Source organism: Aeromonas popoffii (assembly GCF_000820025.1).
Lineage (GTDB): Bacteria > Pseudomonadota > Gammaproteobacteria > Enterobacterales > Aeromonadaceae > Aeromonas > Aeromonas popoffii.
In genome coordinates this window covers 55982-67504 of sequence record NZ_CDBI01000001.1, presented here as the reverse complement: position 1 = coordinate 67504, position 11523 = coordinate 55982, and the positions used below count along the sequence as shown (strand labels likewise).

Below are 11523 nucleotides of genomic sequence, written 5' to 3'. Positions count from 1 at the left end.
CAGATTCCACAATCATGACATAGCCACCTATAGGCACCAAGTTTTATGGCCCAGTTTTTCAAACCCCAAAAGAAATCCACCCAGCCCCAACGTATTGAATTTACGGTAGACAGCCTGGATCACCACTGCGTCGGTATCGGCCGTCATCAGGGCAAGGCGATCTTCATCGAAGGGGGGCTGCCCGGTGAGCAGGTCAAGGCCCGCATCCTCGAAGACAAGAAGCAGTATGCCCATGCCGCGTTGCAACAGGTGGTGACCCCGGCGGCCAATCGCATCGCCCCCTTCTGCGGCCACTACCGCGAGTGTGGCGGTTGCAATGCCCAGCATCTTGGCGAGGCTGATCAGCAGGCCACCAAAGAGGCCGGGCTGGTCAGCCTGTTCGAGCGATTGGGGCAGATCAAGGCGCCAGCGCTGGAGCCAGTGTTGACAGGGGAGTCTCGTGCCTACCGCCGGGTCTGCCGGCTGGCCATCAAGTTTGACAAGAATGGCCGCTGCACCCGGGTCGGTTTTCGTCGTCGCCAATCCAATGATCTGGTGGAGATTGAGGGGTGTCCCGTGCTGGCCGAGCCGCTCTCTGCGCTCATAGCGCCGCTGCGCGAGTGTCTCAATCGCCTCAAGAGCCAGCGTGAGCTGGGCCATGCCGAACTCATTCAGGCCGAGCAGGGGATCATGATGCTGCTGCGCCATACGGGTCGCCCCAACGAGGCGGATCTCGCCCTGCTGGTGGCGTTTGCGAAGGCACAGGGGATAGACCTCTATCTGCAGGCTGCCGATGAACGCATCGAGCCGTTGCACCACGTATTCCAGCCATCCTACTCACTTGATGGCCTGTCTCTTGCATTTGCTCCCGGTGACTTCATTCAGGTCAATGGCCCCATCAACCAGCGCATGGTGACCCAAGCGTTGGCATGGCTCGGGGCAAGCAAGGATGACAAGGTGCTGGATCTGTTCTGCGGCATCGGCAACTTCACCCTGCCACTGGCCCGTCAGGCCCGCGAAGTAGTGGGAGTGGAAGGGGATCTGGCCATGGTGGCCCGCGCCGAGGAGAACGCCCGTCGCAACGGCATCGACAACGCCCGTTTCTACAAGGCGGACTTGAGCGGTGACATAGTCGGCATGTCCTGGGCACGGGAAGGGTTCGATCTGGTATTGCTGGATCCAGCCCGCCCCGGTGCGCTGGAGGTGATGGGTCACGTCGTGAAACTTTCACCCAAGCGAGTGGTCTACGTTTCCTGTAACCCGGTCACCCTGGCCCGTGACAGTCGGGTGCTGGTGAAAGGGGGCTACCGACTGGTGCGTCTGGGGATGCTCGACATGTTCCCCCACACGGGTCACCTGGAGTCCATGGCCCTGTTTGAGCGGGAGTAAACGAGGTCATTCACGGCCTAACCAAGTGTGAAGGAACTCAGTCATCCTACCCCTTGGTCTGACGTGTTGGGGGGCGGATATGTTCTTTTAATCCGGTATATCCGGAGTCCGTTAGGCTGTTGGAGCCTGAGTGATTGGGGTAATCTAGCCCCTCGTAAATCGGCTGGGCCTGTTGGAGAACTCTATTGTCTTTATTGACAATATGCCTTGAAAAGTTCTCCAGATATCCCCATCTGAGGCAGTCTCATCAGGTGAGGGGGAGGAAGCGGCAGCTTTCGGCCCAATAATTTAAAGGATTGATACCATGGTTGCGGTTCGCGATATTCATTTGAAAGACAACTTCACCCTGGAAGAGTGGGTCAGCTCGCTCACCCTGAGTGACAGTGACAAGGATCAGTTGCGAACCGTCTATCAGTATTGTCTGACGCTTGGTGACGAGGCGCTCACCAACCGTCTGCTGGTGCGTGGTGTCGAGATGGCGGGCATTCTGCTGATGCTCAGCATGGATCTCGGCACTCTCAAGGCTGCCATCATCTACCCCTTCGTCGAAGCCGGCCTCATCAGCCAGGAGCGGATGGACGAAGACTTCGGCCCCAAGATCGCCAAGCTGGTGGAAGGGGTGCTGGAGATGGAGGCCATCCGCTCCCTGCAGACCTTGCACCGCAGCGAGACTTCGCCGGAGCAGGTCGACAACGTGCGGCGCATGCTGCTCGCCATGGTCGAGGATGTGCGCGCCGTGGTCATCAAGCTGGCGGAGCGTATCGCCTGTCTGCGGGAAGCCAAGAAGGCGGATGAAGAGACCCGGGTGCTGATGGCCCAGGAGATCACCAACATCTATGCGCCGCTTGCCAACCGGCTCGGCATTGGTCAGCTCAAATGGGAGCTGGAAGATCTCGCCTTCCGTTACCTGCACCCGGATACCTACAAGCAGATTGCCAAACAGCTCGACGAGAAGCGCCTCGATCGGGAGCGCTACATCCGCGAGTTCGTGCAGTCCCTGCGCGACGGGCTCAAAGAGGCCGGGGTGGAGGCGGAAGTGTATGGCCGCCCGAAACATATCTACAGCATCTGGCGCAAGATGCAGAAGAAGCACCTCGAATTCAACGAGTTGTTCGACGTGCGTGCGGTGCGGGTGGTGACCAAGCGGCTGCAGGATTGCTACGCGGCGCTCGGCATAGTCCATACCCACTTCCACCATATTCCCCGCGAGTTTGACGATTATGTTGCCAACCCGAAACCCAATGGTTACCAGTCCATCCACACTGTCGTGGTGGGGCCCGAGGGCAAGACGGTGGAGATCCAGATCCGTACCGACCAGATGCATCAGGATGCCGAGCTTGGCGTGGCTGCTCACTGGCGTTACAAGGAAGGGGCTCAGGCCGCCAACAAAGCCAACAACTTTGAAGACAAGATCGAGTGGCTGCGCAAGCTGCTCGCCTGGCAGGAGGATCTCTCCGAAAGCGGTTCCCTGCTCGAGGATCTGCGCAGTCAGGTGTTCGAAGACAGGGTCTATGTGTTTACCCCGAAAGGGGATGTCATCGATCTGCCGGCGGGGGCCACCCCGCTCGATTTTGCCTATCACGTGCACAGCATGATCGGCCACCGCTGCATCGGCGCCAAGATTGATGGGCGCATAGTGCCGTTCACCTATGCGCTGCAGACCGGCGACCAGGTGGAGGTGATCACCCAGAAGGAGCCGAACCCGAGCCGCGACTGGATGAACCCCAACTCGGGTTTCCTGCGCTCCAGCCGGGCGCGGGCCAAGGTGGCCACCTGGTTCAGAAAGCTGGATCGGGACAAAAACATAGCCGCCGGCAAGGAACTGCTGGAGAAGGAGCTGGACAGGCATAACCTGACCCTCTCCAAGGTGGACAAGGTGGTTCTTGAGCGTTTCCACGCCGAGGAGCTGGAAGACCTGCTGGCCGGTATCGGCAGCGGCGATATCCGCATCAACCAGTTGCTCAACTATCTGGACACCCGTTACAACAAGCTGACGGCGGAGGAAGAAGATCGCCGTGTGCTGGAAAAACTGGAGCAGAAGGCCAATACCCCGTTCCGGCCCAAGCCCAAGGATCACATAGTCGTGGAAGGGGTCGGCAATCTGATGACCCATATCGCCCGCTGCTGCCAGCCTATCCCCGGTGACACCATTCAGGGGTTCATCACCATGGGGCGCGGGGTGTCTATCCACAGGGATGATTGCGAGCAGCTCAAGGAGCTCTCTCGTCGTAACCCGGAGCGGTTGATCGATGCGGTATGGGGGGAGAATTACTCCGGTGGTTATGGCCTCACCATCCGTATTCTCTCCAACGATCGCTCGGGTCTGCTGCGAGACATCACCACAGTGCTGGCCAACGAGAAGATAAACGTAATGGGAGTGCGTTCGCGCTCCAACGTGCGCGAGCAGACTGCCGAGATCGACATGGAGCTGGAGATCTACAACATCAACGCCTTCAACCGGGCGTTGGCTAAGCTCAGCCAGCTCAATGACGTGATCAGCGCCAAGCGCCTCTGATTGTCATCAAGAACCAACCCGTGACCGACCGCTAGGTCGGTCACTGTTTTCCCCCTGTGGTACGAATCAAAAAGCGAATATCCCATGTCCCCACGTTACGACCTGCCCCAACTGCTCGATATCATGTCTCGCCTGCGTGACCCGCAACGGGGTTGCCCCTGGGATCTCAAGCAGAGCTTTCAGACCATAGTGCCGCACACCCTGGAAGAGGCCTATGAGGTCGCCGATGCCATCGAAACCAGTGATTGGCAGGGATTGAAGGGGGAACTCGGCGATTTGCTGTTCCAGGTGGTGTTTTACGCCCAGCTGGGCAAGGAGCAGGGGCTGTTCGATTTCGCCGATATCGTGGATGCGGTGAGCGAAAAGCTCATTCGCCGCCACCCCCATGTGTTTTCCGATGCAGATCTCGGTGACGAGCAGGCGGTGAAGGTGAACTGGGAGGCCGAAAAGGCCAAAGAGCGGGCTGCGCTGGATCAGCAGAGTGTGCTGGATGACATACCGCTCTCGCTGCCAGCCCTTACCCGTTCGGCCAAGATCCAGAAGCGCTGTGCCACGGTTGGTTTCGACTGGAAGACGCTGGGACCTGTGGTAGACAAGATCCACGAAGAGATCGACGAGGTAATGGAAGAGGCGCTGATGGCCGATGTGGACGAAGCGCGGGTGAGCGATGAGCTCGGCGATCTGTTGTTTGCTACCGTCAACCTGGTACGTCATCTTGGCAAGGATCCGGAGCAGGTGCTGCGGGGTGCCAATACCAAGTTCGAACGTCGCTTTCGTCTGGTTGAGCAGTTTATCGCCGCGGAAGGGCTGAAAATGACCGATTGTTCACTGGAAAAGCTGGATGCAGCCTGGGACAAGGCCAAGGAAACCGAACAAAGTTGATTTGGCGCAAGATGAGGGGGCGGGGAGCCTGATAGATTTTTGTTCATTGTTTGGGAGAGGGGGTTTTGGTATACTGTTTCCCCGTCCTGCTTCATCCCCGAAGCACCCCTTAAATTCCCTAAACTTCTTTCAGGTTCAGCATGACGACAAAATATATTTTTGTAACTGGTGGCGTTGTTTCATCCCTCGGCAAAGGCATTGCCGCAGCTTCTCTGGCAGCCATTCTGGAAGCCCGTGGTCTGGATGTGACCATCATGAAACTGGACCCCTATATCAACGTGGATCCGGGCACCATGAGCCCGACCCAGCACGGTGAAGTATTCGTAACCGAGGACGGGGCCGAAACCGATCTGGATCTGGGCCACTATGAGCGTTTCATCCGCACCAAGATGACTCGCCGCAACAACTTTACCACTGGTCGCATCTACGCCGACGTGCTGCGCAAAGAGCGCCGTGGCGACTATCTGGGTGCCACCATTCAGGTCATCCCGCACATCACCAACGCCATCAAGGAGCGGGTGATTGCCGGTGCCGAAGGCCATCAGGTTGCGATCGTCGAAGTGGGCGGTACCGTGGGCGACATCGAGTCCCTGCCGTTCCTTGAGGCCATTCGTCAGCTGGCTGCCGAAGTGGGTCGCAACAGCGCCATGTTCATGCACCTGACCCTGGTGCCTTACCTGGCCGCTGCCGGTGAAGTGAAGACCAAGCCGACCCAGCATTCCGTGAAAGAGCTGCTCTCTATCGGTATCCAGCCGGATGTGCTGATCTGCCGCTCCGACCGTGCCATCCCGGCCAATGAGCGTGCCAAGATTGCCCTGTTCTGCAACGTGCCCGAGCGCGCCGTCATCTCCATGAAAGACGTCGACTCCATCTACAAGATCCCGGCTCTGCTCAAGTCCCAGAATCTGGACTCCTACTTCACCGAGCGTTTCGGTCTGGAGTGCAAGGAAGCCGACCTGTCCGAGTGGGAACAAGTGGTCTTCGAAGAGGCCAACCCGACTGCGGAAGTGACTATCGGTATGGTCGGCAAGTATGTCTCCCTGCCGGATGCCTACAAGTCGGTCAACGAGGCGCTCAAGCACGGTGGTCTCAAGACCCGTCTCTCCGTCACCATCAAGTACATCGACTCCCAGGACATCGAGACCCGTGGCGCCGAGCTGCTGGAAGGCCTGGATGCGATCCTGGTACCGGGTGGCTTCGGTGAGCGCGGCGTGGAAGGCAAGATCCAGGCTGCCCAGTATGCCCGTGAGAACAAGATCCCTTATCTGGGTATCTGCCTCGGCATGCAGGTGGCCATGATCGAATTTGCACGCAACGTGGCGGGCATGACAGGGGCTCACTCCTCCGAGTTCAAGAAAGATTGCGCCTATCCGGTCGTCGGTCTCATCACCGAGTGGGTGGATGACGAAGGCAACGTCGAGACTCGTACCGAGAAGTCCGATCTGGGCGGCACCATGCGTCTGGGCTCCCAGCTCTGCCACCTGGTCGACGATTCCAAGGTGCGTCAGATGTACGGCAGCCCGACCATTTACGAGCGCCACCGTCATCGTTACGAAGTGAACAACAAGCTGCTGCCGCAGATTGAAGCGGCAGGTCTGAAAGTGACCGGTCTCTCCGCCGACAAGAAACTGGTGGAAATCATCGAGATCCCGGATCACCCCTGGTTCGTGGCGGCGCAGTTCCACCCGGAGTTCACCTCGACTCCCCGTGATGGCCACGCCCTGTTCGCCGGTTTTGTGAAGGCGGCAGGCGAGTATCAGAAGCGTAATCTGAAGTAATTTAAAATAAATGCGGTTGAGGCTCTGTGCCACAGCCGCTTTTTTTGGCATATTTTTGTTGTTTTTTTACGAAACCTGAGGAAATACACATGTCCAAGATCGTTAAAGTGATCGGTCGTGAAATCATCGACTCCCGTGGTAACCCGACCGTTGAGGCCGAAGTTCACCTGGAAGGTGGTTTTGTTGGTATGGCAGCCGCGCCGTCTGGCGCGTCCACCGGTTCCCGCGAAGCGCTGGAACTGCGTGACGGCGACAAGAGCCGTTTCCTGGGTAAAGGCGTTCTGAAAGCCCTCGCCGCCGTCAACGGCCCGATCGCTCAAGCTCTGCTGGGTAAAGATGCCAAGGACCAGGCCGCTATCGACCAGATCATGATCGACCTCGACGGCACCGAGAACAAATCCAAGTTTGGCGCTAACGCCATCCTGGCTGTTTCCCTGGCCAACGCCAAAGCCGCCGCCGCTGCCAAAGGCCTGCCGCTGTACGCTCACATCGCCGAGCTGAACGGCACCGCCGGTGTTTACTCCATGCCGCTGCCGATGATGAACATCATCAACGGTGGTGAGCACGCCGACAACAACGTCGACATCCAGGAGTTCATGATCCAGCCGGTTGGCGCCAAGACTCTGAAAGAAGCCGTTCGCATGGGTGCCGAAGTGTTCCACAACCTGGCCAAAGTGCTGAAGTCCAAGGGCTACAACACTGCTGTGGGTGATGAAGGTGGTTTCGCTCCCAACCTGAAATCCAACGCCGAAGCGCTGGAAGTGATCGCTGAAGCCGTTGCCGCTGCTGGCTATGTACTGGGTAAAGACATCACCCTGGCCATGGACTGCGCTGCTTCCGAGTTCTACGATGCCGAGAAGAAAGAGTACAACCTGAAGGGCGAAGGTCGTATCTTCACCTCCAACGAGTTCTCCGACTACCTGGCTGACCTGACCACCAAGTTCCCGATCGTCTCCATCGAAGATGGCCTGGACGAATCTGACTGGGACGGTTTCGCTTACCAGACCAAAGAGCTGGGTAAGAAAATCCAGATCGTGGGTGACGACCTGTTCGTAACCAACACCAAGATCCTGAAGCGCGGCATCGACAACGGCATCGCCAACTCCATCCTGATCAAGTTCAACCAGATCGGTTCCCTGACCGAAACGCTGGCTGCCATCAAGATGGCCAAAGACGCTGGCTACACTGCCGTCATCTCCCACCGTTCCGGTGAGACCGAAGACGCGACCATCGCCGACCTGGCTGTTGGTACCGCTGCAGGCCAGATCAAGACCGGTTCCATGAGCCGTTCTGACCGTGTTGCCAAGTACAACCAGCTGATCCGTATCGAAGAAGCTCTGGGTGCCAAAGCTCCGTTCAACGGTCTGAAAGAAGTGAAAGGCCAGGCTTAATTTCAGCCCGCCCTTAATCTGCTCAAAGCCCCGCCTATATGGCGGGGCTTTTTCGTTTCCGTCATCGTCGGGCGCCGTTTCTGCATTTTTTATTCCGGCCCTGCCCATCCGGGACACAGGCTTCCTTTTGTCTTGCCTGCGAATATGGGAAACTAGGCCGCTTGAAGGAGACTCAGTGCATGCGGCTACTCACTCTTATCCTGCTCTTCCTGTTGGGAGGGCTTCAATATGACCTCTGGCTGGGGAAGAATGGCCTGTCCGATTATCACGAATTGTCCGACGCCATCTCCCGGCAGCAGCAGGACAATCTGGTACTCAAGGACCGCAACGACCTGATTTATCGCGAGATTGACGATCTGACCTCGGGTCTTGAAGCCATAGAGGAGCTGTCGCGCAACGATCTTGGCTACATCAAGCAGAGCGAGACCTTCTACCGGATCATCCCCAAGGATAAGGACAAGGGCTCCAGCTCGGGAGATGCAGCCTACGATGACTGATCGCCAGACCGGGCTGACCGCCATAGTCCCCGCCGCCGGGATTGGCAGCCGGATGGGCGCCGATTGTCCGAAACAGTATCTGCAACTGGCGGGACAGACCATTCTCGAGCATACCCTCGGCGCCCTGCTGTCTCACCCGGCCATCACCCAGGTGATAGTGGCGCTGGCTCCTCACGATCGCTGGTTTGATGCCCTGCCCATTGCGACAGACCCGCGTGTCCTGCGGGTAGAGGGGGGCGCCGAGCGCGCCTTTTCCGTTCTCAATGCGCTGCACTTGGCAGAGGGGGAGTGGGTGCTGGTGCACGATGCCGCCCGTCCCTGTCTGACCCACGGCGACCTTGACCGGCTCATCGCCACCGCCATCCCGTGTGGTGGCGCCATTCTGGGTAGCCGGGTGCGCGACACCATGAAGCGTTCAGACTCCATGGGCAACATACTCGGCACCGTCGATCGCGAGCAGCTCTGGCATGCCCTGACGCCGCAGATGTTCCCTAGCCGTACCCTGTTGCGGGCGCTGGAGGAGGGGCTGGCCTTGGGGGCCATCATGACCGACGAGGCCTCTGCCATGGAGCGTGCCGGTTTCACCGTGCGCATGGTGGAAGGGCGTGCCGACAATATCAAGGTGACCCGGCCGGAGGATCTGTCCCTGGCGGGGCTGTTTTTAAGCCAGCAGGCATAAGCTCCTCAGTCAGGACAGACTGTCTCGAACAAACAGGCCCGAACAAGGAGTTAGCATGATCCGGATTGGACATGGTGTGGACGTACACAAAATTGATGGGGTTGGTTTCAGCATGTTGGGAGGTTGCCGCTGATGATGCGCATTGGTCATGGTTTTGATGTACACAAATTTGGTGGGCTGGGCCCCTGCATGCTGGGTGGCGTCGCTGTGCCGTACGAACAGGGCCTGCTGGCCCACTCCGACGGCGATGTGGTGCTGCACGCGGTGAGCGATGCCCTGCTGGGCGCCATCGGTGCCGGTGATATAGGCCGCCACTTTCCCGATACCGCCGCGCAATTCAAGGGGATCGACAGCCGGATCCTGCTACGGGACGTATTTGCCCGAGTAAAAAAGGCAGGCTATGTCATCGGCAATCTGGACGTGACCATCATAGCCCAGGCCCCCAAGATGGCACCCCATATCGACGCCATGTGCGCCGTGCTGGCCGCCGACCTGATGTGTGATTTGCACCGTGTGAATGTCAAGGCGACTACCACAGAACAACTCGGGTTTACGGGGCGCAAGGAAGGGATCGCCACCGAAGCCGTCGTCTTACTGGTGAAACAATAATGTTGGAACAACTCAGTTATCTGCACGGGGCGCCCACCGCCCGTGGCATTCTCAAGGCCGAGGCCAGTGATTTCGTGGTGGTTGAGGATCTTGGCTTTGAGCCCTGTGGCGAGGGTGAACACATTTTCGTTCGGGTGCGTAAAACCGGCGAAAACACCGCCTGGGTGGCGGGCCTGCTGGCCGATGCGGCCGGGGTCAATCGCAACGCAGTGACCTGGGCTGGCCTCAAGGATCGCCACGCCGTGACCGAGCAGTGGTTTGGCATTCACCTGCCGGGCAAGAGCGAGCCGGACCTCTCGGTCATCCAGAGCGATAGCATCCAGATCTTGCAAGCCAGGCGCCATAACCGCAAATTGCGGGTTGGTTACCTCAAGGGCAACCACTTCACCCTGCGTCTGACCGGGCTGGAACAGGCCGAGGGACTGGCGTCACGCCTACAGGCTATCGCCAGCCAGGGGGTGCCGAACTATTACGGTGAGCAGCGTTTTGGCCGTGGTGGCAACAACCTGGAAGCGGCCAAGGCGATGTTTGCCGGCAAGCGGATCCATGATCGCAACAAGCGCTCCCTCTACCTCTCTGCCGCCCGCAGCATGCTGTTCAATGCCATTGTCAGCGCCCGCATCGAACAGGGGCTGGCTCACCAGCTGCTGGCCGGTGATTGCGTGATGCTCAAGGGCAGCCACTCCATCTTCAGCGAAGAGCTGCTGACCCCTGAGCTCGAGGCCCGTCTCGCCTCCGGTGATGTGCAGCTGACCGCCCCCCAGTGGGGTCGTGGCCGGCTGGCGAGCCAGGGGGCGGCCGCCGAGTTCGAGCAGGCCGTGCTAGTGCCTTACCGCGACTGGTGCGACGGCCTGGAGAAGGCTGGCCTGGATCAGGACCGTCGTCCGCTCCTGCTCAAGCCGGAACAGATGAGCTGGCAGCTGGACGACGAGGCGTTGACCCTGTCGTTCTTCCTGCCGGCCGGCGCCTTTGCCACCAGTGTGGTACGCGAATTAATGCAGGCCGAAGAGGCCGATCATGGTTTCAGGAATCAGTCCGATGCGAATTCTGGTCAGTAATGACGATGGGGTGCATGCCGAGGGGATCCTAGCCCTCAGCGATGCGTTGACGGCCTGCGGTGAGGTCATCGTTGTCGCGCCGGATCGCAACCGCAGCGGCGCGAGTCACTCCCTGACGCTGGAGGTGCCGCTGCGGGTTACTCGTCTCAGCGAAACCGGCTTTAATGGGATCGAGAGCTATGCGGTGAAGGGAACGCCGACTGACTGCGTGCATCTGGCGGTCAACGAACTGGTGCGCCCTGAACCCGACATGGTGGTGGCTGGCATCAACCACGGTGCCAACCTGGGGGATGATGTCATCTACTCGGGCACGGTCGCGGCGGCTACCGAAGGGCGTCACCTCGGCTTTCCCTCGCTGGCCATCTCGCTGGTAGGCAAGACCCACTTCGCCAGCGCGGCCCACTATGCGGCCCTACTGGTGAAAGGCATGATGGTGCACCCGCTGCCCGCCGATCAGATCCTCAACGTCAACGTGCCGGACTTGCCCCTCGAGCAGATCAAGGGGATCAGGGTGACTCGTCTTGGCAACCGTCATCGGGCGGAGTCGGTGATCCGTACCGAGGATCCCCGTGGTCAGCCCATCTACTGGATCGGCCCCCCCGGCAGTCAGCAGGATGCAGGAGAAGGCACGGATTTTGCCGCCATCGAGCAGGGCTACGTCTCGATCACCCCCCTGACCATCGATATGACTGCTTACAGCAGTCTGGCGGGTCTGGGGGCTTGGTTAGACCTGCAGGGATGAAGGT

10 protein-coding genes are annotated in these 11523 nt (G+C 59.2%); all 10 read left to right on the top strand.

Going from position 1 to position 11523, the window contains the following annotated elements; translation table 11 throughout:
* The first annotated feature begins 45 nt into the window (after positions 1-45).
* The 10 genes from rlmD (at position 46) to surE (ending at position 11519) form a co-directional block, all read left to right on the top strand.
* A complete protein-coding gene (rlmD, locus tag BN1129_RS00295; protein WP_042033767.1) occupies positions 46-1368 on the top strand; it encodes a 23S rRNA (uracil(1939)-C(5))-methyltransferase RlmD in 1323 nt (440 codons plus the stop codon).
* A 304-nt stretch (positions 1369-1672) separates the two neighbouring features.
* Positions 1673-3883 (top strand): GTP diphosphokinase, encoded by a 2211-nt coding sequence (gene relA, locus BN1129_RS00290; protein WP_042033766.1) that lies wholly within the window; start codon positions 1673-1675, stop codon positions 3881-3883.
* Positions 3884-3967: 84 nt separating this feature from the next.
* Positions 3968-4765, top strand: coding sequence for a nucleoside triphosphate pyrophosphohydrolase (mazG, locus tag BN1129_RS00285; protein WP_042033765.1), 798 nt, complete (start codon positions 3968-3970; stop codon positions 4763-4765).
* A 140-nt stretch (positions 4766-4905) separates the two neighbouring features.
* Positions 4906-6543: a glutamine hydrolyzing CTP synthase gene (pyrG, locus tag BN1129_RS00280; protein WP_042033764.1), complete on the top strand. Its 1638-nt coding sequence runs from the start codon at positions 4906-4908 to the stop codon at positions 6541-6543.
* A gap of 89 nt (positions 6544-6632) precedes the next feature.
* Positions 6633-7934: a phosphopyruvate hydratase gene (gene eno / locus BN1129_RS00275; protein WP_042033763.1), complete on the top strand. Its 1302-nt coding sequence runs from the start codon at positions 6633-6635 to the stop codon at positions 7932-7934.
* Positions 7935-8113: 179 nt separating this feature from the next.
* Complete coding sequence (gene ftsB, locus BN1129_RS00270) at positions 8114-8431, top strand: cell division protein FtsB (protein WP_042033762.1); 318 nt, start codon at positions 8114-8116, stop codon at positions 8429-8431.
* Complete coding sequence (ispD, locus tag BN1129_RS00265) at positions 8424-9110, top strand: 2-C-methyl-D-erythritol 4-phosphate cytidylyltransferase (RefSeq protein ID WP_042033761.1); 687 nt, start codon at positions 8424-8426, stop codon at positions 9108-9110. Before ftsB ends, ispD begins: the two co-directional genes overlap by 8 nt.
* 132 nt (positions 9111-9242) lie before the next feature.
* Positions 9243-9719 carry a 2-C-methyl-D-erythritol 2,4-cyclodiphosphate synthase gene (gene ispF, locus BN1129_RS00260; protein WP_042033760.1) on the top strand — a complete coding sequence of 159 codons (477 nt, stop codon included), beginning with the start codon at positions 9243-9245 and terminating at the stop codon, positions 9717-9719.
* Entirely contained in the window at positions 9719-10777 is a 1059-nt protein-coding gene (truD, locus tag BN1129_RS00255) for a tRNA pseudouridine(13) synthase TruD (protein WP_042033759.1), read from the top strand. Before ispF ends, truD begins: the two co-directional genes overlap by 1 nt.
* Positions 10758-11519 (top strand): 5'/3'-nucleotidase SurE, encoded by a 762-nt coding sequence (surE, locus tag BN1129_RS00250; RefSeq protein WP_042033758.1) that lies wholly within the window; start codon positions 10758-10760, stop codon positions 11517-11519. The genes truD and surE overlap by 20 nt, the downstream gene beginning before the upstream one ends.
* The last annotated feature ends 4 nt before the right edge of the window (positions 11520-11523 follow it).